Annotated in this window: 24 protein-coding genes; 15 read left to right on the top strand and 9 right to left on the bottom strand. The window is 71.7% G+C overall.

Translation table 11 applies throughout. The features are described 5' to 3' along the window. Positions 1–422: 422 nt before the first annotated feature. Positions 423–1,307, top strand: a complete 885-nt coding sequence (locus tag D7W81_RS06520) for a zinc ribbon domain-containing protein (RefSeq protein ID WP_120554454.1) — start codon at positions 423–425, stop codon at positions 1,305–1,307. Positions 1,308–1,326: 19 nt separating this feature from the next. On the opposite strand, the gene D7W81_RS06525 is transcribed toward D7W81_RS06520, so the two are convergent. After that, positions 1,327–2,385 carry a hypothetical protein gene (locus D7W81_RS06525; RefSeq protein ID WP_147445364.1) on the bottom strand — a complete coding sequence of 353 codons (1,059 nt, stop codon included), beginning with the start codon at positions 2,383–2,385 and terminating at the stop codon, positions 1,327–1,329. A 270-nt stretch (positions 2,386–2,655) separates the two neighbouring features. Here D7W81_RS06525 and D7W81_RS44040 point away from each other — a divergent pair, with 270 nt between their 5' ends. Genes D7W81_RS44040 through D7W81_RS42260 form a run of 3 tightly spaced genes read left to right on the top strand, consistent with a single transcriptional unit; the run spans position 2,656 to position 4,221 of the window. Continuing rightward, on the top strand, positions 2,656–3,477 hold the full coding sequence (locus D7W81_RS44040) for a hypothetical protein (RefSeq protein WP_147445365.1): 822 nt from the start codon (positions 2,656–2,658) through the stop codon (positions 3,475–3,477). Beyond that, entirely contained in the window at positions 3,474–3,944 is a 471-nt protein-coding gene (locus D7W81_RS42255) for a hypothetical protein (protein WP_158621470.1), read from the top strand. Before D7W81_RS44040 ends, D7W81_RS42255 begins: the two co-directional genes overlap by 4 nt. Before the next feature lie 25 nt (positions 3,945–3,969). Beyond that, positions 3,970–4,221, top strand: a complete 252-nt coding sequence (locus D7W81_RS42260) for a twin-arginine translocation signal domain-containing protein (protein ID WP_158621472.1) — start codon at positions 3,970–3,972, stop codon at positions 4,219–4,221. 24 nt (positions 4,222–4,245) lie between these two features. Here D7W81_RS42260 and D7W81_RS06540 read toward each other — a convergent pair whose 3' ends face one another. Further along, on the bottom strand, positions 4,246–4,902 hold the full coding sequence (locus D7W81_RS06540; RefSeq protein ID WP_120554458.1) for a metallophosphoesterase: 657 nt from the start codon (positions 4,900–4,902) through the stop codon (positions 4,246–4,248). 88 nt (positions 4,903–4,990) lie between these two features. Then, positions 4,991–5,938 (bottom strand): transcriptional regulator, encoded by a 948-nt coding sequence (locus tag D7W81_RS06545; RefSeq protein WP_244227011.1) that lies wholly within the window; start codon positions 5,936–5,938, stop codon positions 4,991–4,993. Between the two features lie 230 nt (positions 5,939–6,168). Here D7W81_RS06545 and alr point away from each other — a divergent pair, with 230 nt between their 5' ends. Beyond that, entirely contained in the window at positions 6,169–7,410 is a 1,242-nt protein-coding gene (gene alr / locus D7W81_RS06550; RefSeq protein WP_244227012.1) for an alanine racemase, read from the top strand. Positions 7,411–7,414: 4 nt separating this feature from the next. On the opposite strand, the gene D7W81_RS06555 is transcribed toward alr, so the two are convergent. Then, positions 7,415–8,449, bottom strand: coding sequence for a lysophospholipid acyltransferase family protein (locus D7W81_RS06555; protein ID WP_438503347.1), 1,035 nt, complete (start codon positions 8,447–8,449; stop codon positions 7,415–7,417). A gap of 191 nt (positions 8,450–8,640) precedes the next feature. Between D7W81_RS06555 and D7W81_RS06560 the strand changes: the two genes are divergently transcribed. Further along, positions 8,641–11,301, top strand: a complete 2,661-nt coding sequence (locus D7W81_RS06560) for a M1 family metallopeptidase (protein WP_306440873.1) — start codon at positions 8,641–8,643, stop codon at positions 11,299–11,301. Between the two features lie 77 nt (positions 11,302–11,378). Here D7W81_RS06560 and D7W81_RS06565 read toward each other — a convergent pair whose 3' ends face one another. Both D7W81_RS06565 and D7W81_RS06570 read right to left on the bottom strand, forming a co-directional pair. After that, complete coding sequence (locus D7W81_RS06565; RefSeq protein WP_120554460.1) at positions 11,379–12,131, bottom strand: enoyl-CoA hydratase; 753 nt, start codon at positions 12,129–12,131, stop codon at positions 11,379–11,381. An 11-nt stretch (positions 12,132–12,142) separates the two neighbouring features. Further along, a complete protein-coding gene (locus tag D7W81_RS06570) occupies positions 12,143–13,063 on the bottom strand; it encodes a ribose-phosphate diphosphokinase (protein WP_120554461.1) in 921 nt (306 codons plus the stop codon). Positions 13,064–13,186: 123 nt separating this feature from the next. Here D7W81_RS06570 and D7W81_RS06575 point away from each other — a divergent pair, with 123 nt between their 5' ends. From D7W81_RS06575 to orn, 4 genes are all read left to right on the top strand, one after another. Then, the gene (locus D7W81_RS06575) at positions 13,187–13,873 is read left to right on the top strand and encodes a phosphoribosyltransferase (protein WP_120554462.1); all 687 of its coding nucleotides are present in this window, start codon (positions 13,187–13,189) and stop codon (positions 13,871–13,873) included. A gap of 67 nt (positions 13,874–13,940) precedes the next feature. Further along, the gene (locus tag D7W81_RS06580; RefSeq protein ID WP_120554463.1) at positions 13,941–14,396 is read left to right on the top strand and encodes an archease; all 456 of its coding nucleotides are present in this window, start codon (positions 13,941–13,943) and stop codon (positions 14,394–14,396) included. Further along, the gene (locus tag D7W81_RS06585; protein ID WP_120554464.1) at positions 14,397–15,599 is read left to right on the top strand and encodes an OsmC family protein; all 1,203 of its coding nucleotides are present in this window, start codon (positions 14,397–14,399) and stop codon (positions 15,597–15,599) included. A 64-nt stretch (positions 15,600–15,663) separates the two neighbouring features. Then, positions 15,664–16,215 (top strand): oligoribonuclease, encoded by a 552-nt coding sequence (gene orn / locus D7W81_RS06590; RefSeq protein ID WP_120554465.1) that lies wholly within the window; start codon positions 15,664–15,666, stop codon positions 16,213–16,215. 10 nt (positions 16,216–16,225) lie between these two features. Here orn and D7W81_RS06595 read toward each other — a convergent pair whose 3' ends face one another. Further along, positions 16,226–16,594 (bottom strand): response regulator, encoded by a 369-nt coding sequence (locus D7W81_RS06595; RefSeq protein WP_120554466.1) that lies wholly within the window; start codon positions 16,592–16,594, stop codon positions 16,226–16,228. A gap of 177 nt (positions 16,595–16,771) precedes the next feature. After that, positions 16,772–18,340 (bottom strand): AMP-binding protein, encoded by a 1,569-nt coding sequence (locus D7W81_RS06600; protein WP_120554467.1) that lies wholly within the window; start codon positions 18,338–18,340, stop codon positions 16,772–16,774. A gap of 224 nt (positions 18,341–18,564) precedes the next feature. Between D7W81_RS06600 and D7W81_RS06605 the strand changes: the two genes are divergently transcribed. Both D7W81_RS06605 and D7W81_RS06610 read left to right on the top strand, forming a co-directional pair. Next, on the top strand, positions 18,565–19,110 hold the full coding sequence (locus tag D7W81_RS06605) for a hypothetical protein (RefSeq protein ID WP_244227013.1): 546 nt from the start codon (positions 18,565–18,567) through the stop codon (positions 19,108–19,110). A gap of 16 nt (positions 19,111–19,126) precedes the next feature. Continuing rightward, positions 19,127–19,696 carry a hypothetical protein gene (locus D7W81_RS06610; protein WP_147445366.1) on the top strand — a complete coding sequence of 190 codons (570 nt, stop codon included), beginning with the start codon at positions 19,127–19,129 and terminating at the stop codon, positions 19,694–19,696. A gap of 7 nt (positions 19,697–19,703) precedes the next feature. Here D7W81_RS06610 and D7W81_RS06615 read toward each other — a convergent pair whose 3' ends face one another. After that, positions 19,704–20,795: a hypothetical protein gene (locus tag D7W81_RS06615; RefSeq protein ID WP_120554470.1), complete on the bottom strand. Its 1,092-nt coding sequence runs from the start codon at positions 20,793–20,795 to the stop codon at positions 19,704–19,706. 218 nt (positions 20,796–21,013) lie between these two features. Between D7W81_RS06615 and D7W81_RS06620 the strand changes: the two genes are divergently transcribed. From D7W81_RS06620 to D7W81_RS06630, 3 genes are read left to right on the top strand one after another with little or no spacing between them, the layout of a single operon-like run. Beyond that, positions 21,014–22,258 carry an HlyD family secretion protein gene (locus D7W81_RS06620; RefSeq protein ID WP_120554477.1) on the top strand — a complete coding sequence of 415 codons (1,245 nt, stop codon included), beginning with the start codon at positions 21,014–21,016 and terminating at the stop codon, positions 22,256–22,258. Then, on the top strand, positions 22,258–23,001 hold the full coding sequence (locus tag D7W81_RS06625) for an ABC transporter ATP-binding protein (RefSeq protein ID WP_438503348.1): 744 nt from the start codon (positions 22,258–22,260) through the stop codon (positions 22,999–23,001). The genes D7W81_RS06620 and D7W81_RS06625 overlap by 1 nt, the downstream gene beginning before the upstream one ends. Positions 23,002–23,019: 18 nt before the next feature. Continuing rightward, the gene (locus D7W81_RS06630; protein WP_120554472.1) at positions 23,020–25,440 is read left to right on the top strand and encodes an ABC transporter permease; all 2,421 of its coding nucleotides are present in this window, start codon (positions 23,020–23,022) and stop codon (positions 25,438–25,440) included. Positions 25,441–25,475 lie beyond the last annotated feature (35 nt).

Here is a 25,475-nt window from a genome sequence, read left to right on the forward strand (position 1 = left end):
CCGGGCGTCGCGGGGGAGCACGTCGTCCAAGCCCCCGGGCCTCCACGCTCTCCCCACGGATGAGAAGGTGAGAACCCTGCGGGGACCTCCCGTCCGCGCCGGACCCTGCGAACTGGTCCGACAGTCGGACCAGTTGAGGACCGTGACCGGGGAGAGGCTGCTCCGGCCGGGCCGTGCGAACTGGTCCGACAGTCGGACCAGTTGAAGACCGTGACCGGAGGAGGGGCTGCTCCGGCCGGACCGCGCGAATGGGTCCGACAGTCGGACCAGCTGGAGGACCGTGACCGGGGAGGGGCTGCTCCGGCCGGACCCTGCGAACGGGTCCGACAGTCGGACCCGTTGGGAGCACCCCGCCGGGCGGCGGGGACCGCATCGATGGCCACGTGCGTCACGGGGCCCGGGCCGTGCGAGGATGCGCGGCGATGACGCCTTCCTGTCCTTCCTGTCAGGCCCCCTTCACCCCCGGCGCGGAGACGTGCGGGCGGTGCGGGGCCTCGCTGCTGGTGGCCGCGGCTCCCGGCGCGGTCGACCCCGTCTGCGCCGTGCACCCTGAGTGGCTGAGCGTGGCCACGTGCCCCCGCTGTGGTGCGTTCGCCTGTGCCCGCTGTCTGCGCCGGGGCCATGAGGGCGCTGTCTGCGCCACCTGCTTCGAACGTGAACCCCTGGCTCCGCTGCCGTGGGACCAGCGCGAGGAGCTGGGAACGCTCAAGGCGTTCTGGCGGACGTGCTTCGGCATGTTGATGCGGCCCACGGAGCTGCTCCGAGGCGTCAACCCCGACGCGCCCGTGGGCAGCTCCATGCTGTTCGTGTTCCTGTCCGCGATCGCGGGCTTCCTGACCACGGGCCTCGTCTACACCGCCGTCATGGGCCTCATCATGGGGCTCGCTCCGGAGACGGACACGAACGGGGCGGATCCAAAGACCGTGAAGCTGTGGATGATGGTGGGCATGGCGACCTGGATGGTGCTCATGCCCGTGTTCAGCACCGGCATGACCCTGGTGACCGCGGGCCTGGACCACCTCATCCTCCGCATCGGCGGCGTGGAGCGAGGCTTCTCCGTGACGATGCGCGCGCACGCCATCTCCCAGGCGCCGTACATCGTCGGCGTGATTCCCTTCATCGCCGTGTACGCCGCACCCTTCTGGGCCATGGGTCTGCGGGTCGTCACCTACCGCACGCTGCACCGCACCAGCTGGGGCACGGCGGTGGCGGGCGCGCTCCTGGCGCCCGTGCTCTCCTGCTGCCTCTGTGGCGGCGTCTACGGCGCCATCATGTTCGCGGCCATCAAGAGCTCGGGACAGGGCTGACCCTGCGCCGCACCCACGCCTACGGTTGCCCGGACGCCGCCGTGGCGCCGTGCGGCACCAGCGAGCCCGGCTCCGGCCAGAAGCGCGCGCCCCAGAGCCCATCGAAGGACGCCGCCAGGCGCCGCGAGCCCAGGTCGTAGACGCGCGCCTGCGTCGCCCCCGCGAGCAGCAGCAGGTCCCCACGCGCCATCGCACGCACGGGGCTCCGCGCGGGCAGGGCGAGGCCCTCGGGCTCCGCCAGGTGGCCGTCCTCCACCTCCCAGCGCACCGGCATCATCAGCGCGGTCTGCTCGCCCGTGGTCTGCCACGCGAACAGGGGACCGCCCCGCGACTCCACGCGCGCCCAGCCGCCGAACACGTCGTGCCCCCGGTGCGGCACCACCGCGTCCAGCCGGATCGCGTCCTGGCTGCCTTCGTCCAGCCCCTGCGCCGCCAGTGCATCCGAGTCCCCGGACACCGTGGAGGACACCAGCATCTCCGCCGTGGCCAGCGCGAACACGGCGTCCGCGTCACCGCGCGTCGCCACTGTCTCGATGCGCTTCCACGTCCCCGCCTCCAGCCGGTACGCGTGCGCGAGCCCCGCGCCTTCGTCCAGCTCCGGAATGGGGATGCGCCGGCCCTCGAAGAGGAAGGCGTCGTCGCGCCGCACCAGCTCGCCCGTGTGCGCCGTCAGCGCCACCAGCCTCCCCGCGGAATCAAACCCCACCGCGCCCGTCAGCCCTTCCTCCGGCAACAGCTGCGCCACGCCCTGCCCGGACGTCAGGTCCACCGTCCACACGCGCCCGGGGCCCCGAGCGCTGCCGGCCGGGTCGCGCACCGCCGCGTGCTTCCCATCCGCGCTCCACGCCAGCTGAAGTCCGTCACACGCCGCGTCCACCGTGACCAGCGCCCTGCGTCTGCCGTCCGACTCCAGGCGCAGCCACGTACAGCCCGACGGCGCCGCGTCCTGGAGCACTGACAGCGAGAACGGCGCCACCTTCACCCGCGCCACCTCCGGCGCGGCCGGGGAAGCCTCCGGGGGCTTCTGGCAGGCGCTCACGAGGAGCAGGGCGCTGAAGAGGCTCGAGGTGCGGACCATGTTGAAGTTCTCCCGGAAAAAGACGACGTCCACGGAATATGTCAGAGCCATGGGTGCGGGCGGAAGCCACCTGGAGCCCACATCCGAAGGGCCACGTTGAATCCTTCAATCCCTGCTCAAATTCGGCTTAGCGCGTCATCCTGTAAAAGTTAGGAAACCGTGATTTCCACTATAGACGATTGAGAAGCTTGGTCATATCCAACGTGGACATCCCTCCCGCCTTCCCTGGCGCTCGTCGCGTGGCTTCGCGAGCGTCTCCAGAGGTGTCACATGGTGACTGTCGAGCTGGATATCTTCTCGGGGCGTCCCAATCCGCGGTGGGCGTTGACGGAGCGCGAGGCCCGGCAGCTGACGGAGCGCATCCGCGCGGACCGGTCGCTGCTGCTGCCGCTGGACGCGGAGACGGGCGGTCTGGGCTACCGGGGCTTCATCGTGCGCGCCGAGGACACCGGCATGGCGGACGACTGGAAGCGTCTGGGATTGCCGCCGGTGGTGCGCCTGGGCGGCGCGTTCCAGCCGGAGGCGGCGGAGAGCTCGCGCTTCCTGCTGCACTCGGCGGAGGGCGCGCGACTGGACCTGCGTGACCCGGGCCCGGTGCTGGCGGAGGCGGAGTCCGTCATCCTCCAGTCCCTGGACGTGCAGGGCGTGATGACGCTCTGCAGCCCGGCGGCGCTCTCCAGCGACACGGACTTCAGCTTCTGGAACGGGGCCGCGAACGTCGGCTCCAACAACTGCTACAACTTCGCGAGCAACCTGCGCACCAACACCTTCGCGCAGCCGGGGCGTGCGGCGGGGGCCATGTACACCAGCATCAGCTGTTCGGCGGTGGGCACCGGGGCGCTGCGGGACGGCTGGCAGACGACGTGCCGGACGGACGCCAACTACAACGTCTGTCTGGTCATCTGGCCGGGCTACGACTACCACTGGTACCGCTACTGCGCGAACAGCCACTGGTGCCACAAGCCGGGCGGGACGGCGGCGCGCAACTACGACAACGCCAACCAGCTCATCCTCAATCCGGAGACGTGCGACCGGGGTGGCTACACCGTGTTCTGCGGTTACTACCGCGGCTTCAACGTGGCGGTGTCGTGAAGCGCTCACAGCGAGGCGTCTGGGTGGCGGCGGGCCTGGGGCTTCTGGGAGCCTGGGCCTGTGCGACGGGCGGTGCTCCGGCGGACGGGCCGGGCGTGGAGGAGAAGTCCATGGCGTCAGCGGCTCGGGCGAGCGTGGATGTCTTCAGCGGCCGGGAGCCGCCCACCTGGATGCTGTCCGGCGAAGAAGCGCGCGCCCTGCGCGAGGCGGTGGACGCGCTGCCGGAAGGGACGCGGCCCCTGCCGGACGTGGGGCTGGGCTACCGGGGCTTCACGGTGACGTGGGCGGACGGCGCGCGGGCCACGGTGTACCGCGACGTCGTGGAGTTCGTGTCGGATGGGCGCGCGCAGCTGCGCGAGGACACGGCGCGGGCGGTGGAGGAGCGGTTGTTGTTGGGGTCCAGGCCGCACCTGGATCCAGAGCTGTTCACGGTGGTGGCGTCACAGGTGCAGGCTGCTCAACCCTGAAGCTTTTCAAGCGAAGGAGCGTGTCATGTCGGAAGACTCGAACCGCCGGAACTTCCTCAAGGCGATGGGTTTGACCGCCGTCGCGGCCGTGGTGCCCATGGGGTTGGGCGCGGCCCGCGTGGCCGGCGCGGCCCCGGCGGTGTCCGGAGGCTCGGGCGCGCTGGAGCTGTGGCTCCTGGACACCGGCGCGGGCGTGCTGGACGCGGGGCTCTACGGCTCCGCGCGGCAGGACCTGGTGGCGGCCGTCCAGGCGCGCGGTGAAGCGCTGCCGTACTGAACGCGGCGCACGCGGGGCCCGCGCCTACAGCGACATGTACGCGCGGGCCGCGGGCACGGAGTAGAACCTGTCCTCCGGCAGCACGTACGCGGTGAGCTTGCCGCCGTAGACGCAGCCGGAGTCCAGCCCCACCGCGAACGGGTGCCGCTGCAGGCCGCGCATGGCGTCGTGGCCGAAGATGACCAGCTCCGGGCCCCTCCACAGGCTGCCCCACGGCTCGCCCGCCTCCAGCCGCTTCGACGGCGTCCCGTCCGCCGCGATGCTGCGCAGGTTGAAGAGGAACTCCTCCTTCTGCTCCGTGAGCGGCACGCCCGGCACCAGCCCCGCGTGCACCGCCAGCACGTTCAGGTCCGCCAGGTGCAGGTAGGACGGCAGCCGCTCCATCCAGGCCCAGTCCGCGGGCGTCAGCGTGTCCAGCACCTGCCGGTGCTCCGGCTTGAGCTTCTTGCCCTTCGACGCATGGCCCCCGTGCCAGCGCAGCACGTGCGCGTCGTGGTTGCCCTTCACCGCGTGGAAGCCGTGCTCGCGCGCCCGCCGCACCACGCCCGCCGAGTCCGGCCCCTTCGCCACCAGGTCGCCCACCAGCACCACCCGGTCGCCGGGCGTCCAGTCACACGCCTTCAGGAGCGCGTCCAGCTCGGCGGAACAGCCGTGCACATCTCCGATGAAGAGCGTTCGCATCTCCCTCCTCTTTAACGCACTGTCCGGAAATGCCCCGCCCGGATTCTCGGGCCCCTCGTGGACGGACGAGGCCTCGCGCGCCGCGTTACTACTCGGCCTTCGTGCGCAGCAGCCGGCTCAAGCTCACGTCCAGCTGGCTGGAGATGAGCCGCAGCACGCTGTCCAGCTGCGAGCGCGTCAGCCGCAGCCGCTCCGTCAGCCGCTGCCGCGTCCCGTCCAGCAGCTCCTCCTGCGCGCCCACCACCCACCGCGCGGCCGTGGAGCGGTGCACCCCGTACAGCGCCCCCAGCTGGTCGATGCCCAGCCCGTCCAGGTACTTCAGCCGCAGGAAGTTGCGCTGCCGCGCGGACAGGGCCGCCAGCGCCGCCTGGAAGGACGCGGCGAACTCCGCGCGGTACGTCTGCTTGAGGTACGCGAGCTCCGGGTCGTCCCCCGGCGCCACCAGCATGGACAGGTCGCCGTCCTCCGACTGCGCCTGCCCGGAGCGCTGCCGCTGCCAGTCCAGCGCCAGCCACAGCGCCGCCGCGCGCACCCAGCCCGCCAGCGGCCCGGTGCCCGGGTACGCCGCCAGCCGCGCCGGAGCCTCCGCGCTGCCCACCAGCATCCGCTGCCGGAGCGCCTGGCGCACCTCGTCCAGCCCGGCCGGGGGCAGCTTCAGCCGCGCCACCGCCGCGTCCACCTCCGGCATCAGGCGCTGCTCGAACGTGGCCAGCGCCGCCGGCAGCCCGTCCGCCGCCGCCCGGGCCAGGTACACGTCCGCCATGTGCAGCCGGCCCCAGGCCTCCTCGTGGCCGTCCGCGGGGACCAGCCGCGCCAGGTGCGCCGCGAAGCGCGGGCCCTCCAGCGGGATGTCCGGCCAGGATTGACGGGCCGCGTCCAGGGCCTGGGCCAGCCGCTCCTGGAGGACGGAGACGGCGTCCGCCGGCTCGGTTCTTCCTCGGGCGGTCATGAAGGCCTGGGCTAGGGGCAGGTCCGGTGCGGCCACGGGAGCGGACACTAGCACCGGCCCCTGTCGCGCCGCCGGGTCACCCGACATGTCGCGCCCTTCCTCCCACCTGTCAGGTGTCCCCCGGCACACGCTCCAGGCCACGCGTGTCCACCCGCGCACGCCCGCCCGGCCGTGTGGGGCTCCCCCTCTTGCCCTCGTCCGCCCGAGCGGCATCCAGCCGGCGTCCCGCCCCCCGTGGCCCTCCGGCCACGGCCGTCCATGGCCTGCGCTTTGCTGGTAGAGGCGGAAGGGACGTGGGCTGGTGCGGAGGTGTGAACGTGGATGAAGTCGGTGTGGGGCTCGGTGGCGGGCTCGGTGGCGGGCTCGGGGCCGGGCCCGGTGACGCGGCGTACTCCTCGTGGCTGGAGGTGAGCGCATCCCACCTCAAGCACAACGTGGCGGCGTTCCGCGCGCTGGAGTCCTCCGGTCCCACGCCCCGGGCGCTGGGCGCGGTGCTCAAGGGCAACGCCTACGGCCACGGCCTGGCGCAGGTGCTGCCCCTGGTGCACGCGGGCGTGGACGTCCTCTACTTCATCGCGCCGCAGGACTCGCTCACGGTGCGCGCGCACGAGTCCGCGCACGGGCTGTCTGCGCGGCAGGTGGTGGTGCTGGGCGCGGTGGCCCCGGAAGAGGCCGTCGTGCTGGCGCGCGAGGGCATCGACGTGGTGGTGGCGGACCGCTCCTGGGCGGACGCGGTGCCTTCCTTGCGCGCGGCGAAGCTGGTGCGCCCCCTGCGCGTGCACGTGCACATCGACACGGGCCTGGGCCGCGAGGGCTTCACGTTGGATCAGCTGCCGCGGGAGACGCAGTTCCTCGCGGACGCGCCGGACGTGTTCGAGCCGGTGGGCGTGCTCAGCCACTTCGCCAACACGGAGGACGTGACGGAGCAGGGGTACGCGCTGGCGCAGTTGGACGCGTTCGAGACGGCGCTGGGGCACCTCACGGCGCAGCTGAAGCCCGCGAAGCCGTTGCAGCGGCACATCGCCGCGAGCGCCGCGGCGCTGGTGCTGCCCCGCGCGCGCTACGAGGCGGCGCGGGTGGGCATCTCGCTGTATGGCCTGTGGCCCTCGCCGGAGACGCGGCTGTCGGCGCGGCTGGTGCTGGGCGAGTTGCCGCTGCTCAAGCCGGTGCTGTCGTGGCGGTGCAAAAGCCAGGTGGTGAAGTGGCTGCCGGCGGGCGCCTACGTGGGCTACGGCTGCACGTACCGCTGCCCGGAGCCCACGCGCCTCGCCGTGTTGCCGGTGGGCTACTACGACGGCTATCCAAGGCTCGCGTCCGGCAAGGCGCACGTGCTGGTGAACGGGCGGCGGTGCGCGGTGCTGGGCCGCGTGATGATGAACCACCTGATGGTGGACGTGACGCGCGCCACGTCCGACGAGCGCCCCGTGACGGCCACGCTCCTGGGACGCGACGGCGAGGAGTCCGTGTCCGCCGAGTCCCTGGCCGGCTGGGCGCAGACCATCCACTACGAGCTGGTGACACGCCTGGGCGCGCACCTGCGCCGCGTCGTCGTGGAGTAGCGCGCTACTTCGGAGGCGTGCCCTCGGTGAGTCCCGGCGACGGCGCCGTCACGAGCGCCGGGGGCTGCACCTTCCAGCGGCGGTGCAGCCACAGCCACTGCTCCGGATGCCGGCGGATGGCGCGCTCCATGGCCGCCGTCACGCGCGCGGTGTGCTCGGTGATGGGGTCCGCGCACTCGCCGGGCTTCGGCGGGAGGATGGGGCCTTCCACCTCCAGCCTGTAGCGCGCGCCCGGGCCGGGTGGCCGCACGCCCATCACCACGAACACCGGCACGCCCGTGCGCTCGGCGGCCACCGCCATCGCGGGCGTCGTGGACGCGAGCCGGCCGAAGAAGGGCACGAACACCGCGGACTTCGCGGGCAGCGCCTGGTCCAGCAGCATGTACGCGGACTCGCCGCGGTTCACCGCGTCGGTAATCTCCTGGATGGCGCCCTTCGGGTAGATGAGCCCCGCGCCCGCGCCCAGCCGGTTCACCGCGATGCGCGTGTTCAGCGCGCCCTTGAGCGGACGCACCAGCGCGTTGAGCGGCACGCCCCAGCGGATCAGCATCTGGCCCACCAGCTCCCAGTTGCCGAAGTGCGCCGTCACCAGCAGCGCGCCCTTGCCCGTGGCCACGTGCGCCTTGAGCGCCGCCCACGCCTCCTCGCCTTCAATGCCCTGCTGGTCCCAGTCCGGCGTCATCCGGTCCCCGGACGGCAGGGACTCCACCACCACGCGCGCCATGGTGAGGTACGCGCCGCGAGCGATGTCGCGGCGCTCCGCTTCACTCTTCTCCGGCATCGCCTGCGCCAGGTTGTCCAGCGCCACCTTGCGGCGGATGCCCAGCGTGTAGGCCAGCTTCGCCACGAAGCGTGCGAGCGCATCCCGCGCCGCCGGGGACAGCCACGTGAGCAGCGCCCAGACGCCGCGCGTCAGGAACGCCACGATGGGACCCGGCGGCGACCCGATGATGCGGCGCAGGTGCTCCGGCGGCCTTTTCCCCTCGGGAGGGGTGTTCGTTTGCGATGGCAGCGGATGCGAAGAGAGGGGAGCGGACACGGCGGCGCACTCCATCGCGAACACGACCTGACAGCAAGGCCACGCGTCGCTCGCTCGTCGCTACCTTGCCAGGCTGCTCTGGTCCACACTGCGCGGCCATGCCCAACCTGCTCCGTCCGGTGGCCCTGGCCACCGCAACCTTCCTTGCGGCATGCGGTGCCCGTCAGGGTAACGCTCCCGCTCCCGGTGCCGTGGAAACGCCGCCCGCCGTTCAGGCTGCCGCCGCGCCCACTCCCCCCACGCTGCGGCTGCCGGATGACGTGCGGCCCACGAAGTACGCCATCGTCCTGAAGATGGATCCGAAGGCGGAGACCTTCGAAGGCACCGTCGACGTCATGCTGGAGGTGGCCAAGGCCACGAACGTCATCTGGATGCACGGCAAGGGCCTCATCGTGAAGGAGGCCACGCTGGAGCAGGCCGGCGTCACGCGGACGCTGAAGGCCTCCTCCGCCGGCGAGGACTTCCTCGGCCTGACGCTGGACAAGCCCCTGGCCGTGGGCGGCGCGAAGCTGCACCTGACGTACACGGGCACCGCGTCCGAGCGCGAGACGTCCGGCGCCTTCCGCGTCAATGAGGGCGGCGACTGGTACATCTACACGCAGTTCGAGCCGCTGGGCGCGCGCCGCGCCTTCCCGTCCTTCGACGAGCCCGGCTTCAAGGTGCCGTGGCAGCTCACCTTCCACGTGCCCGAAGGCAACGTGGCCGTCACCAACACGCCGCAGCTCGCGGACGAGAAGGGCGCGGACGGCTGGCTCATCTACCGCTTCGCCCCCACGCAGCCGCTGCCCAGCTACCTCATCGCCTTCGGCGTGGGCCCGTTCGACTTCCTGCCCGCGCGCGACTCGGGGCAGAAGCAGGTGAAGACGCGCATCATCACGCCGCGCGGCCGGGCGGCTGAAGGCGCCTGGGCCGCGAAGGTGACGCCCGAAATCCTGGAGCGCCTGGAGGCGTACTTCGGCATCCCCTACGCGTACGAGAAGCTGGACGTGCTCGCCGTTCCGCTGATGGGCGGCGCCATGGAGAACCCGGGCCTCGTGACGTTCAACTCGCGCCTCGCCCTGGCGAAGCCGGAGGAGGACTCCGTGGGCCGCCAGCGCGCGTTCGCGGGCACGCAGGTGCACGAGCTGGCGCACCAGTGGTTCGGCGACCTGGTCACCATGGCGTGGTGGGACGACCTGTGGCTCAACGAGTCCTTCGCCTCGTGGATGACCCCGCGCATCCTGGAGACGTACCAGCCCACGTGGGACGCGCCGGTGGAGCGCGTGCAGGACCGCAACGGCGCGCTGGACGCGGACAGCCTGGTGGCCGCGCGCTTCATCCGCCAGCCCATCAAGGACGCGGGTGACATCCAGAACGCCTTCGACGGCATCACCTACGGCAAGGGCAGCGCGGTGCTGGCCATGACGGAGACGTGGCTGGGCCGCGACGTCTTCCAGAAGGGCATCCAGCGCTACATCCGCGCGCACGCCGGGAAGAACGCCACCGCGAAGGACTTCCTGGACGCGCTGTCGCAGGAGTCCGGCAAGGACGTGGCCCAGGTGATGAACAGCTTCCTGGACCAGACGGGCGCGCCCTTCATCACCGCGACCCTGCTGTGCGACGGCGGCAAGCCGCGCGTGGCCCTCACCCAGCAGCGCTACGTGCGCCTGGGCTCCAAGGCCCCGGACGCGCAGTCGTGGAAGGTGCCGGTGTGCGTGAAGTACCCGGGCGCCGGCAAGGACGCCACCGCGTGCACGCTGATGACGGAGGAGAAGGCGGAGGTCGCCCTGACGGAGGCCAAGGCGTGCCCGGCGTGGGTGTTCCCCAACGCGGACGGCGCGGGCTACTACCGCCTGCGGCTGGCGGACGACACGCGCGCGAAACTGATGAAGTCCGGCCTGACGAAGCTGTCCCGCGCGGAGCGCGTGGTGCTGCTGAGCGACTCGCTGGCCCTGGCGCAGGCGGGGCTGATGCCCGCGGCGGAGGCGCTGCCCCTGCTCACGGGCGTGGCGGAGGACCCGGACCGGCAGGTGCTGGAGGCGGGCCTGGAACTGATGGACCTGGTGTCGTCGCGGCTGCTCACGGAGGCACAGGACGCGGACCGCGCCCGCTACGTGCGCGACACCTTCGGGCCGCGCGCGCGCAAGCTGGGCTTCAAGCCGCGCACGGGTGAGAGCGAGGACCTGCGCCTCTTGCGCCCGCGCCTGCTGGAGCTCGCCGGCAACGAGGGCCATGACCCGAAGCTCGTCGCCGAGGCGCGCACGCTGGCGGACCAGTGGCTCAAGGACCGCAACGCGGTGGCTCCGGACGTGGTGGGCGCGGTGCTCTCCATCGCCGTGGAGCACGGGGACGCGGCCCTGCACACGAAGCTGATGGAGGCCCTGCGCGCGGAGAAGAGCCGCTACCAGCGCCAGCAGCTGCTGGGCGGTCTGTCCCACGTGACGGACCCGAAGCTCGTGAAGGCGAACCTGGAGCTGCTGCTCGACCCGAAGCAGGACGTGCGGGAGAACCTGTGGCTCCTGATGGGCGCGTCGCGCGACTCGCGCACCCGTGACACCGCGGTGGAGTTCGTGAAGGCGAACTTCGACACGCTGGTGGGCACCGGCGACAAGCCGGGCCTCCTGCCCGAGGGCATGGGTTCCCGGCTGCCGTACATGGCCGCCGGCTACTGCGACGCGGGCAAGCGCCAGGAGTTCGCCACGTTCTTCGAGAAGCGCACGGACAAGGTGCCCGGCTCCGAGCGCGTGCTGCGGCAGGTGCTGGAAATCGTCGACCAGTGCGTCGCGCTGAAGGAGGCCCAGGGCGCGAGCATCGGCGCGTTCCTGACGGGCAAGCCGGCGAAGACGCCGCAGGCGCCGCCCGCGCCCCGGTAGTCACCTGAAACGACGCCGGGTCCGCGTGACATGCACGCGGACCCGGTGGGTGATGCCTTCGTCGCGAAGGGAGCGGACTACTTCCGGCCGCGCGACATGAAGGACATGAAGGCTTCCTTCGCCTCGTCGGAGGCCAGGCGCTGGACGAACTCGGCGCCTTCGCGCTTGAGGGCCGCGTCCACCCCCTCACGCAGCGGGCCGCGGATGAGCGCCTTGGTCACCTTGAGCGCCTGGGCGGGACGCTGGGCCAGGGCGCGGGCGCGCTCGGTGGCCACTTCCTTCAACTGCGCCTCCGGGACGGCCTTGTTGATGATGCCGGCGCGCAGCGCGGTGGCCGCGTCGAACGGGTCTCCGAAGAGCAGGAGCTCCGACGCCAGCGCGAAGCCCGCCGCGCGCGGCAAGAGCAGGCTGCTGGCGCCTTCCGCGCACAGGCCCAGGTTGACGAAGGGCATGCTGAAGCGCGCCTTCTCCCCGGCCACCACGTAGTCGCAGTGCAGGAGCATGGTGGTGCCGATGCCCACCGCCGCGCCCTCCACCGCCGCGAGCACGGGCTTGCTCAGTCCGGCCAGGGCGCGCAGGTACTGGAACACCGCGCTGTCCTCGCCCGTGGGCGGGTGCTCCAGGAAGTCGCCAATGTCGTTGCCCGCCGTGAACGCGCCGCCCGCGCCGGACAGGAGCACCACCCGCACGTCGTCGCGGCGGTCCGCTTCCTGGAGGGCGGCGGTGGCCGCTTCGTACATGGCGTGGGTGAAGGCGTTCTTCTTCTCCGGCCGGTTGAAGGTGACGGAGAAGACCCCGGCGTCGAGCTGCGTCAGAAGCGTGTCGGACATGGCCGGGCAGACTAACGCGCGTCGGGCCGCAGTGCGCGCAAGAGCAGCGGGGCCAGCGTCACCACCTGGTGGGGGAAGGGCAGACTCTGGTGGGGTTCCACACTGTCCGTGCAGACCAGCCGCTTCACCGGCACCCCGTGCAGGCGCTCCATCGCGGGGCCCACCAGCAAGGCGTGCGTGGTGGCGAGGATGAAGTCGTCCACGCAGCCCTCGCCCTTCAGCTCCTTCGCCGCCGCCGCCAGCGTGCCGCCCGTGGACACCATGTCGTCCACCAGGATGGGGCGCATGCCGCGCACCTGGCCCAGCAGGCCCAGCGTCTCCACGTCGTTGCCGCTCAGCCGCGCCTTGTGCACCACCGCCCACGGGCGGCCGAGCAGCTTCGCCAGCGCCTCCGCCCGCTTCACCGCGCCCAGGTCCGGCGCCACCACCACGGTCGTGTCGGTGACGTGGGAGCGCAGCGCGTCCGCCAGCAGCGGCAGCGCGGACAGGTGCTCCAGCGGGGCGCCGAAGCAGCCCTCCAACGCCGGGTTGTGCAGGTCCACGGTGAACACCCGCGTGAAGCGGCCATGGGACACCATGTCGGCCACCAGACGGCCGCCCAGGGGCTCACCCGCCCGGGCCCGCCGGTCCTGGCGCGCGTAGCCCACGTAGGGAATCACCGCCTCCAGGGAGGCCGCGCCCGCCCGCCAGCACGCATCCGCGAGCAGCAGCAACTCCAGCAGGTTCTCCCCCACGGGCGGGGTGGAGGACTGGAGGACGACGACGCGGCGGCCCCGGACCTCCTCCGGGGGCACCTCGATGTGCAGTTCTCCATCCGGAAAGCGCTCCCGCTTCACCCCCACCGGATCCGCGCCGGACGCCTGGGCGAGCGCACGGCCGAGGTGGGGACTGGCACTGCCGACGACGAGGGCGAATGGCGTCATGGGCCCCACCCTAGCGCGGGATTTGCTCGCGGTGCCCTGGCCTCCCGGGCATCCCGCCAGGAGAGCCGCTGACCGTGCCTCCGCCGCCGCGTCGCCGAGGCAACAACACCTTCCGGAAGTGGAGGCTTTCCAATGCGTTTCCGGGACAGGGCGGAGGCGGGACAGAAGCTCGCGGGGGTGCTGACGCCCTACCGCTCCGGGGACGTGTGTGTGCTGGGGCTGACGCGCGGAGGGCTGCGCGTGGCGTATGAGGTGGCCCGGGCGCTGGAGAAGCCCCTGGACCTGTGGGTGGCGCGCCGGCTTCACGTGCCGGGAAGCCGCCTCACGCTGGGCGCGGTGACGGAAGGGGGCGGGCTGTTCCTGGACCCCCAGGCCGCGCGCGCGGCGAAGCTGCCGGGAGAGACGCTCCAGCGCTTCGTGCACGACGAGGTGGACGACGTGGAGCGGCAGGCCCGGCAGCTGCGAGGCGGCCTCACGCCCCGCATCCGCGGGTGCACGGTGCTGCTGGTGGATGACGGGATGGTGACGGGCGCCACCGTGGCCGCGGCGCTGCTGGCACTGAAGCAACAGGGCGCGCGCCAGAGCGTCGTGGCGGTGGGCGTGACGACGCCCCGGGCGCTGGAGCTGGTCCGGGGCCGCGCGGACGCGGTGCACGCGCTGACGCTGGACCCCGCGCTGCGCGAGGTCTCCGAGGCCTACAACACCTTCCCCGCGCTCACCCAGGACGAGCTGCGGCGCTGGCTCACACGCGCCCGGGAGACCAGCCCCGCGCGGACCGGGGGCGTGACGACGGACGTGGCGGGCGGGTGGTGGTTCTGACGGGGCTGCTCGGAGGGCCCCGTCGCGGGAACGGAAGCCGGGAACGGCGAGGACATGAGGAGGACGTATGGACGTCGAAACCGTACATGCGGAGGACCGCAGGCCCCGGACGCACTGGGAACACTTCACGCAGGACGAGCTGCTCGGGGTGCGGGGCGTGGGGCGCTCCATGGAGCAGGCCTTCGAGATGGCGGCGCTCGGGCTGAGCGCGCTGGTCACGGACCCCCGGAGCGTGGAGACGCACGAGGAACTGGAGGTGGCCGTCCAGTCGGTGGACCACGACCAGCTGCTCGCGGACTGGCTGCGGGCGGTGGTGGGCGCGATGGCCGGACGGCGCCTGCGCTTCCAGTGCTTCGTGGTGCGCCTGGACGGGCTGAACCTCTTCGGCCACGGCTTCGGTGAGCGCGCGGGACAGGCGCGCCACGGCGTCAACGTGGCGGTGACGGGCGCGTCGCTCACCCAGGTGTCCGTGCGACAGGGGCCAGAAGGCGTGTGGACCGCCGAGGCGCTGGTGGACTTCTAGATGCCGGCGCGGGCGGTCCACTTCCCCGGCGGCGCGGGGCGGTTGGCGCTGCCCCCGGGCGTCCCCGCGGCCTCCGCGGTGCTGGTGTCGTGCTTCGCGTGCCTGGGGCGCTCGCCCGGGCCGGAGCGGCTGGTGCGCGCGCTGGTGTCGCGGGGGTTCGCCGTCCTGCGCCTGGACTTCACGGAGGTTCCCGTCAACGCGACGGCGGCCGGGCACCCGGACACGCTTCCCAGCGTGGACACGGTGGTGGCCGCGTCGGCGTGGCTCTCCGCGCATGCTCCCGCGCCCCGGCTCCTCGTGGGGCACAGCCTGGGCGGCACGGCGGTGGCGGCGGCGCTGCCCCGGTTGCCGGACGTGGCGGCCGTCGCGCTGGTGAACGCTCCCGCGGGCGCGAGGGACGTGCTCGCGCTCCTGTCTCCGCGTGAGCGGGAGGCGGGGGAGGGGGAGCTGCGCCTGGAGCCCGGCCGGCTGCGGTTGAAGCGCGACTTCCTCGCCGCCATCGACGCGGATGTGGTGGCGAAGGCGCTGGGCGCGTTCCCGGGCGCGCTGCTGGTGCTGCACGCGCCGGAGGACCGCTACGTGGGCTGGGACAACGCGCGCCGGCTGGCGGCGTGCGCGCGGCGGCCCGCGAGCCTCGTGACGCTGGACGGGGCGGACCACTTCCTCTCCCGGCCGGCGGACGCGGACTATGCGGCGGACGTGCTGGGCCCATGGGCCGTGCGGCACGTGGCCCCCCTGCGCGAGCGTGCGGAGCCCCTGCCGGAAGGCCAGGTGGAGGTGCGCGAGGCCTCCGAGGGCGGGCTGGCCCAGGACATCCGCGTGGGACCGCACTGGCTGCGCGCGGACGAACCGCTGACGCTGGGCGGACAGGACTCGGGGCCCACGCCCTACGGCCTGCTGGCGGCGGCGCTGGGCGCGTGCACGTCCATGACGGTGCGCATGTACGCGGATCGTCTGGGCTGGCCCCTCACGGGGGTGCGGGTGCGCCTGTCGCACGACAAGGTGCACGCGAAGGACGGCGCGGAGTGCGAGTCGCGGGTGGGCCGCGTGGACCGGCTGGAGCGGCTCGTCCGGCTGGAGGGCCCCCTGACGGAGGAGCAGCGCACGCAGCTGCTGCGCATCGCGGACTTCTGCCCCGTGCACCGCACGCTCGAATCCAAGGTGGACGTGCGGACGCGGTGGGATGATTCGTCCACGGAGTGAGTGCGCCGGGGCCCTGGGCTGCTATAGGGACGTTTCTTCCCTTCTCGACCAGGACCTTTCGGACATGCCTTCCCGTGAACCCCGCCTTGTGTGGCTCGACCTGGAGATGACGGGTCTGGATCCGAACACCTGCGGCATCATCGAGGTGGGCGTCATCATCACCGGCCCGGACCTGCGCCCCATTGGTGAGTTCGAGCGCGTCATCTGGCAGCCGGAGGAGATGCTCCTGCGCATGGAGCCCGTCGTGCGCGAGATGCACACGAAGAACGGCCTCCTGGAGAAGGTGCGCGCCTCCAACGTGTCCCTGCGCGTGGCGGAGCGCGACGTGACGTCCTTCATCGCGGACCACTGCGAGCTGGGCGAGGGCATCCTCGCGGGCAACTCCATCCACACGGACCGCCGCTTCCTCATCGACCACATGCCCCTGCTGGACCGCTACCTGCACTACCGCATGGTGGACGTGACGAGCCTCAAGGTGCTGGTGCGCGCCTGGTACCCGGCGCTGGTGGAGCCGCGCAAGCCGCCCAGTGGGCACACCGCGCTTTCCGACCTGCGCTCCAGCATCAGCGAGCTCCAGTACTACCGGGACATCCTCTTCCGCGCGACGCCGGGCTGAAAACGGCCCGCTACATGCGGGCCGCTTCGGCGGGCAGCTGCTTCGCGATGGTGCCCAGCAGGTCGTCCAGCTCGAAGGGCTTGGCGAGGAAGTGGGAGCTGGCGCGGCGCTCCTCGTCCGTGAGGCGGCCCGCGCTCATCACCACCACGGGCAGGTCTTGCAGGTCCGGGTGGGCGCGGATGCGGCGCAGCAGCTCGCCGCCGTCCATCACCGGCATCATCAAATCCAGCAGGACCAGGTCCGGCTTGGACGCCAGGAGCCGCTGGAGGCCTTCGTCGCCGTTGTAGGCGGTGACGATGTCGTAGCCCTCCAGCGACAGGATGTCCTCGAGCGCCTCCACGATGGCGAGCTCGTCGTCCACGATGAGCAACCGCTTCATGCGTGGCCCTTCGGCACCGCCCGCACGCTGCCCAGCGCCCCTGTCGGCCAGGAGGCCGGGGGCAGGTGGGACGGGATGCGGGCGGGATGGGACTTCACGCGGTGGCTCCATGGTCTCTCGCCGCAGAAGGTAGGTCCGCGCGGGATTTCGGCCAGTGGCCGATGTGGGTTTCGTGGGTCATGTCGCGGCGGGTGTGTCTTGAGAAGCGGCCAGGCGCTCCTTGAGGGTGTGTTTCTGGACCTTTCCCAGGGCGTTGCGGGGCAGGGCGTCGGTGAAGATGACGCGGCGCGGCTTCTTGAACGCGGCCAGCCGTTCGCGGCACCAGTCCACCAGGGCCTGGGCGTCGGTGGGGACGCCAGGGTGGGGGACGATGACGGCGACGACCTGTTCCCCGAAGTCCGGGTCGGGCAGGCCCAGCACGGCGGCCTCCGCGACGGCGGGGTGCTGGGTGAGGACCTCTTCGACTTCGCGGGGATAGATGTTGAAGCCACCGCTGATGATGAGTTCCCGGGCCCGGCCGGTAATGCGCAGGAATCCGTCCGGGTCCCATTCGCCCAGGTCGCCGGTGCGGAACCAGCCGTCGGCGTCGAAGGACTCCTGGGTGGCGTCCGGGCGGCGCCAGTAGCCGGTGAAGACGTGGGGGCCGCGGACCTCGATTTCGCCCGTCTCGCCGCGGGGCAGGGGCTGGCGGGAGCGCACGTCCACGACGCGGGCCTCCTGGCCGGGGAAGGGCATGCCCACGGTGCCGGGGCGGCGTTCGCCGTCGTAGGGCTGGGTGGTGTTCATGAGCGTCTCGGTCATGCCGTAGCGCTCCAGGATGCGGGCGCCGAATCTCGCCTCGATGTCCCCGCACAGCTGGGGGCTCAAGGGGGCGGAGCCGGACACCCAAAGGCGCAGGGGGCGCGGCGTCACGCCGGTGCGGCGGGACTCCTCCAGGAGGCGGCCGTACATGGTGGGCACGCCGAAGAAGAGGGTGAGGGACGCGTCGTCGTGCAGGGCGGTGAGGGCTTCGGACGCGACGAAGCGGCGGCGCAGGTCCACGCTGGCGCCGGTGAAGAGGGTGCCGTGGAGGCCCACCATGAGGCCGTGGGTGTGGAAGAGCGGCAGGGTGAGCAGCAGCCGGTCCGCGTCCGTCCAGCGCCACGCTTCGGTGACGGCGCGCACGTTGGCGAGCAGCTGCCGGTGCTGGAGCATGGCGCCCTTGGAGCGGCCGGTGGTGCCGGACGTGTAGCCCAGCACGGCCAGGTCCTCCGCGCGGGGCAGCGGCAGGTCCACGCTGGAGGCGGAGCCCTGCGCCACGATGGCGTCGAAGGCCACGGTGGGAAGTGACGCGGGGAGCCCGGGTGGAGGCGGCTCCACTGTGATGAGCCATTGCAGCGAGGGGAGCTGTTCGCGCAGCGGCCCAAGCTCCGAGGCACCGGAGATGCCGGTGACGCAGACCTTCACCTCCGCGTCGGAGAGGATGTGGGCCAGCTCCACCTGACGGTAGGCGGTGTTGACGAGCACGGCGACGCAGCCCGCGGCCTGGACGCCCAGCCACGTGACGACGAACGCGTCACTGTTCTCCAGGAAGAGGGCGACGCGCTCTCCCGCAGCCAGCCCCCGCATCTTGAGTCCGCGAGCGAACGCGGTGACGGCGTCCGCCAGCTGGCCGCGCGTGTAGCGCTTGCCCTCGAAGGAGAGCAGCGGACGCGCGGGCTCGCGATGGGCGTGGTCCAGGAACACTTCGAGCAGGGAGGCCGGCATGGCGCGCGAGCCTACCCGGGACGGGATACGCTGGGTGCATGTCCGTGCGTCGGTGGTTGCCTCGGGTGACATGGCTGCTCATGGGCCTGTCGTGCTCCGCGCCACGGCCCACGCCCGGTGTCGTCCGGGGCCAGCCTGGGGAAAGACTGGCGAGTCTTCCGGGCCCGATGCCTGGCTTTGGCCCATTCGGGACCTTCTCCGACGCGTTGATGGCCGCGTGTCCCGTGATTCTCTCCAAGCCCCACGCGACCGCAGGACGCAAGGGAGCCCAGGACTTCGATGTCCGCTGGCGTGTATCGAAGGAGTATTGCGCCTGGCTGTATTACACGCCGGCCGGCAAGTACGAGATGAGCATGCTGACGGATCAGTCCGCCTTGGATGACCTGGACCGCAGGAAGAGCTGTCTGCTTCCAGAAACCGTCAACGATGCCCGTTTCCCACCAGGAAGCCTCAAGTACGTCTTCGCTCTGCACAACCATCCCTATGACGGGCACCTCTCCGATGGAGACCTCCGGATGATCGTCTCCATGGGGCGTGTGCATGAATGGGTCACGGAGGTGGGCGGGAAGAAGGTTCCCCTATCAATCGTCGCGTTCTTTTCGAACTCCGATGATCTGGAGCACCCTTCATGCGACGGTTTCTTCCAGTACATCCCGGTGACAGGCGAACTGAAGAAGTGGACCGGCGGAGTCCGCAGTGGATGGCGCCAGCAGGTGCTGGGTACGGTCACCTGGCAGGATGAGACGCACTACCGGATCGATGAGAAGTAGCCGCCAGGAGCGCTTCATGAAGAGGACTCATTCCATCCTGGCCTCCGCGCTTGTGTTGACGGGCTGCTTGAGGGCGTCCGCACCACCGCCCACGAAGGTGGAGGAGGACGCCTCCATTGCCTTCCCCGCGTTCTTCTCGCAGCCCGCTGTCTCACTGGGGACAGAAGGCACGGTGTACGAGCTGGATGGAGACACCCTGCGGGCGCTCACCGTCGCTGCCCGTGACTTGCTTCCGCCACAGGACCCTCACGTGTCCTGCGGAAGCCGCTGGGAGTCCCAGCAGTACCGGGTCGTCCGGCAGGGCGACCTCATCTTCATCCGCATCGATGAAGACCCGAAGGCGTGTGGCCGTACGCATCCCGCGCTGGATTCGGGAGCGAGCTACGCCATCCACCGGGATGGCCGGATCCTCCGGCGGCTCGTCGACGGTCAGCCCGATGTCGCGAAGCCGGAAGACGCCGGTGTGCCTTCCACGCCGGGAGAACCCGGCAGCGCGTCCCCTGACGCGCTGAACGACGGGCCCTCACCGTTCCTGCCGCGCTCCTGGCAGGACGCAGGCTCACCCGCTCCCGCGCCGCTGCCGTAGCACTGCCTCAGAACACCGACATGCCCAGCGTGACGCTGCACAGGAAGCCGCCGTGCTGGGTGGTGGCGATGTCGAGATCATCCAGGAGGTTCGGGTCGCGGCCATCCGCCGTGCGCCAGTTGTCCTCACGCAGGCGGAAGCCCCAGCCCGCGCGCAGTCCCAGGTACATGGGGCCCATTGACTGACGCATGCCCACCGCCAGCGTCGCCACCGGCGTGAGCAGCTTCTCCGTCGTGAACTCCTCCGATTCGTCTCCGAACGAGAGGGTGGTCGTCGACGTCCCGCCCATGTTGAAGCTCATGCCCGCCTCCAGGAACGGGCTCGTGCGCACCTCGCCCAGCGGATACAGGCGCGCCACCGGACCCACGCGGAAACCCCAGGCGCCCGTGCCGGCGCTCAGGTTGAGCCCCAGGACCGGCGCCACCCGGTACTCCAGCTCACCGCCAAAGATGCCGGACGGGCTGTTGAAGCCCAACGCCAGACCCAGGTCCAGGTTCGTCCGGCCCCCGCGCCGGGGAGGCAGCTGCGGGCTCTCCGTCTCGCGCCCCATCGAGTCCCCGGCCATGCCCTCATAACGGGGCGAGTCGTTGTTCAAACGCTCCGACACCAGCGAGTCCGAGCCCGCCGCGGCGGGCACCTCGTCCGCCGTCGCCACCGGCGTCTCCTCGCTCGCGGCCTCCAGCTTCTGGGCCTCGGCCAGCACCGCCTGCGCCATCGCCACCGAGCCCTTGTCGCTCAGGCTGGGATTGACGAAATCATACGCCAGCGTCTTGGTGTGCACCGGCGCGTGCGTCGTGCTCAGCAGGTACGTCAGCCGGTACTTCTCCCCGTTGCGCGTCACCTTCGCGCTCACGGTCACGTCCGGCGAACCCTCGTGCTGCGGGTCCATCAGGATGGCTTCCGTGGTGGCGTTCTTCAGCGCCTCGCTGATGCCATAGCGCGTGCGCTCCGCCACGGTGCTCGCGGTCAGCCCGGCGGCGTCCACTTCGCTGCCCACGTCCTTGAGCTGGAGGTACAGGGCGTCGGCGAAGGCGGAGAAGGGCAGAAGCGTGGCGGCCAGCAGCAGGCTGGCGCGCGTCCGGGGAGCGGTGGAGCGCATCGGGGGTTCCTTGAGATTGTGTGGGAATTGATTCGAGCAAGCAGACGGCCTGACGCTGTTTCTATTCAACCCCAGCACACTTCTTCGCGGTGTCCGTTCCTGGGACGCGCCTTTCGCGCAAGCGGTCAACGCGGCCGGACCTCCCTCCGCCACCCCCGTGTTTCCGGGCGCTTGCACCGGCTCGAAGCCCTGGCACACGGCTCGCTATGGACCGGGGCGTGGACATCCCGAAGGCTCGAGCACCGCGCCGCAAACCCTACCTCCTGGCCGCCCTGGGCCTCGCCGTGCTCGTGGCGGTGACGGTGGGCCTGTCCCGGCTGCGCCCCGCCGCGCCCACCGTGGACAAGGCCTCGGTGTGGTTGGACACGGTGAAGCGCGGTCCGCTGGTGCGTCAGGTGAAGGGCACCGGTTCGCTGGTGCCGGAGTCCATCCGCTGGCTCACCGCCGACACCGCCGGCCGCGTGGAGCGCATCCACGTCCGGCCCGGCGCCACCGTCACCGCCGGCACGCTGCTCCTGGAGCTGTCCAACCCGGACGTGCAGCTCCAGGCCCTGGAGGCCGAACGCCAGCTCGCGAGCGCCGAAGGCGACTTCCTGGAGCTGCGCGAACTGCTCCAGACGCAGCGGCTGTCCCAGCAGGCCACCGTGGCCACTCTCACCGCCGAGGCCGCCGACGCCAGCCGCCGCGCCCAGGCCAACGCGGCCCTCTTCCAGAATGCCTTCGTCGGAGACCTGGAGACGCGCCAGACCCGGGAGAAGGCCGAGGAGGCCAGCCAGCGTCTGGAATTGGAGCGCCAGCGCCTGGACGTCATGTCCCAGAGCCTGCGCCAGCGTCTGGCCTCCCAGCAGGAGCAGGTGGAGCGGCTCAAGGCCGTGGCGCGCTTCCGCCGCCAGCAGGTGGAGTCCATGAAGGTGCTCGCTGGCGAGGACGGCGTGCTCCAGGAGTTGCCGCTGGAGCTGGGCCAGTGGGTGACGCCCGGCGTGCTCCTGGCCAAGGTGGTGAAGCCGGAGCGGCTCAAGGCGGAGCTGCGAATCGCGGAGACGCAGGCGCGCGACATCCTCCCGGGCCTCAAGGCGCAGGTGGACACGCGCAACGGCGTGGTGGAGGGCACCGTCGCGCGCGTGGCCCCCGCGGCCAGCCAGGGCACGGTGCGCGTGGAGGTGTCACTGCCGGACGCGCTGCCCAAGGGGGCCCGGCCGGACCTCACCGTGGAGGGCACCGTGGAGCTGGAGCGGCTGGACGACGTGCTGTCCGTGGGCCGCCCGGCGGGGGCGCAGGCGGAGAGCACGCTGGCGCTCTTCCGGCTGCTGCCCGGGGGCGACGAGGCGGTGCGCATCCCCGTGAAGCTGGGCCGCGGCTCGGTGAACGCGGTGGAGGTCGTGCAGGGACTTTCGGAAGGCGATCAGGTGGTGCTGTCGGACATGACCGCGTGGGATGCGGTGGAGCGCGTGAGGCTGCGATGATGACGACGATGACGAACGACCGCGAGGCGAAGGCCGGGGTCCCGGGCGCGGTGCCGGGCAAGGCGCTGCTCCAGCTCGACGGGCTCACCAAGGTGTTCGAGACGGAGGAGGTGGAGACGCACGCCCTCTCCAACATCCAGCTCACCATCCGCCAGAACGAATGGGTGGCCATTGTCGGCCCGTCCGGCTCCGGCAAGTCCACGCTGCTCGCGGTGCTGGGGCTGTTGGACACCGCCACGCGCGGCAGCTACCTCCTGGATGGCAGGAGCGTGCTGGAGCTGTCGCCCACGGACCGGGCGAAGGTGCGCAACCAGCACATCGGCTTCATCTTCCAGAGTTTCAACCTCATCGGCGACCTCACCGTCTTCGAGAACGTGGAGCTGCCGCTCACCTACCGGGGGTTGCCCGCGCAGGAGCGCAAGCAGCGCGTGGAGCGGGCCCTGGAGCGCGTGGGCATGGCGCACCGGGCGCGGCACCTGCCGGGGCAGCTGTCCGGCGGTCAGCAGCAGCGCGTGGCGGTGGCGCGCGCCGTGGCGGGAGACCCCCTCATCCTCCTGGCGGACGAGCCCACGGGCAACCTGGACTCGAAGAACGGCGAGGCGGTGATGCAGCTGTTGTCCGACCTGCACAAGGCGGGCTCCACCCTCTGCATGGTGACGCACGACCCGGCGCACGCGCGCATCGCCACGCGCACGGTGAGCCTGTTCGACGGCCGCGTCGTGCAGGACGAACAGCTTCGCTGAAGGCAAGGGGACACGGCCATGGAACACCTGCTCGGCGACCTGCGCTACGCGTGGCGCTCCCTGAAGAACGCCCCGGGCTTCGTCGCGGTGGCGGTGCTGACGCTGGCCCTGGGCATCGGCGCGAACAGCGCGGTGTTCAGCGTGGTGAAGGGCGTGCTGCTCACGCCGCCGCCCTTCGCGCAGCCGGAGCGGCTGGTGATGCTGGCCCCGAACCTCGACGCCTTCGGTTTGAAGGAGGTGTCGAACTCGATTCCCGAGTACCGGGACCTGCTCACGCACACGAAGGCCTTCACGTCGCTGTCGGCCTTCCGGCCCGACGACATGACGCTCACCGGTGGCGAGTCGCCCCGGCGCCTGCGCGTCGTCGTCGCCACGGCGTCCTTCCTGCCCACGCTGGGCGTCGCGCCGGTGCTCGGCCGGGGCTTCACGCAAGAAGAGGAGACGCCGGGCCATGACGGGGTCGTCGTGCTCACGGACGCCGCGTGGCGCACCCACTTCCAGGGGGACCCGGAGGTGCTGGGGCGCGTGCTGCGGCTGGACGGGGTGCCGCGCACGGTGGTGGGCGTGCTGCCGCCGGGCGGCGTGTACCCGGAGGACACGGAGGCGGTGTTGCCCTTCGCGCCCACGCCCGAGCAGCAGGAGGAGTCCCGGCGTGGCAACCGCTTCCTGAGCGTGATGGCGCGGCTCAAGCCGGGGATGACGCTGGACGCGGCGCGCGCGGACCTGGTGCGCATGGGCAACGCGCGCCCGGCGAATCTGGTGGACCAGTACCGGCAGGCGGGGTGGTCCATGAGCGTGAAGTCGCTGGAGGACCAGGTGGTGGGCGGGGTCCGCGAGACGCTATGGCTGCTCTGGGGCGCAGTGGGCTTCGTGCTGCTGGTGGCGTGCTCCAGCGTGGCCAACCTGCTGCTCGCGAGGGCGGTGTCGCGGGGCCGCGAGGTGTCCATCCGCGCGGCCCTGGGCGCGGGCCGGCCGCGGCTGGTGGCGCAGTTCCTCACGGAGAGCCTGGTGCTGTCGCTGGTGGCGGGCGCGGTGGGGCTGCTGCTCGCGCTGTGGGGCACGGACGCGCTGGTGGCGGTGGTGGGTGAGGGCCTGCCGCGCGCCCAGGGCGTGAAGCTGGACGTGGCCTCCGTGCTCTTCACGCTGGGGGTGTCCGTGCTCACGGGCGTGCTCTTCGGGCTGGTGCCCGCGCTTCAAGCAAGCCGCGTGGACCTGCACGCGGCGATGCGCGAGGGCGCACGCGCCACGGGGAGCCACCGCACGAGCCGGGTGCGCGCCGCGCTGGTGGTGGCGCAGGTGTCGCTCGCGCTGGTGCTGCTGGTGGGCGCGGGTCTGTTCGTGAAGAGCTTCCTCGCGCTCCAGCGGGTGGACGCGGGCTTCGTGCCGGACGGCGTCCTCACCGGAGCGCTCGCGCTGCCCAAGGTGCAGTACCCGGATCGTCCGCGGCAGGCGGCCTTCCTTCAGGCCCTGCTGCCGCGGCTCCAGGCGCTGCCGGGCGTGGAGTCCGCGGGGCTCACGAACGTGCTCCCGCTGGGCGGCTCCATGGACAACAGCTTCGACATCGACGGGCGCCAGCGCCAGCCGGGTGAGCTGTGGAAGGCGGTGGAGTACCGCGCCGCCACGCCGGGCTACCTGCACGCGCTGCGCTTCCACCTGCGGCAGGGCCGGCTGCTGGAGGACTCGGACGGGCCGGACGCACCCTGGGCGGTGGTCATCAACCGCTCCTTCGCGGACCTCTTCTGGCCCCAGGGCGACGCGCTGGGGCACCGGGTGAAGCTGCACGGCAAGGACATGCAGTGGGCCACGGTGGTGGGCGTGGTGGACGACCTGCGCGAGTGGGGCCTGGACGTGCCGGCGCGTCCGGGGGCGTACTACTCCCTGTCGCAGCTGCCGTCCGTGTACCTGGGCCTGGCGGTGCGCGTGAAGTCAGGCGACCCGGAGGCGCTGCGCGCGCAGGTGGAGGCGGAGGTGCGCGCGGTGGACGCGGACCTGCCCTTGTTTGACGTGTCCTCGCTGACGAAGCGGATGGACCAGTCCACGGGCCCCCGGCGCTTGTCCGCGCTGGTGATGGGGCTGTTCGCGGGCGTCGCGTTGCTGCTGGCGGCGCTGGGGCTGTCGGGCGTCATCGCCTTCTCGGTGACCCAGCGCACGCGGGAGCTGGGCATCCGCATGGCGCTGGGCGCGGCGCGAGGGGACGTGCTGCGGCTGGTGCTGGCGCAGGGCCTGCGGCTGTCGCTCACGGGCGTGGCGGTGGGGCTGTGCCTGTCATTGGGGCTGGCGCGGCTGTTGGGGTCGCTGCTGTACGGCGTATCGGTGGACGACCCGTGGACGTTCGGCGGGGTCGCGCTGCTCTTGACCGGGGTGGCGCTGGGGGCCTCATGGCTGCCTGCCCGGCGCGCGACGCGTGTGGACCCCATCATCGCGCTCCGGGCGGACTGACGTCCCTCCTTTTCTGGCACAGTTCCGCTCCGTGG

Source organism: Corallococcus aberystwythensis, assembly GCF_003612165.1.
Lineage (GTDB): Bacteria > Myxococcota > Myxococcia > Myxococcales > Myxococcaceae > Corallococcus > Corallococcus aberystwythensis.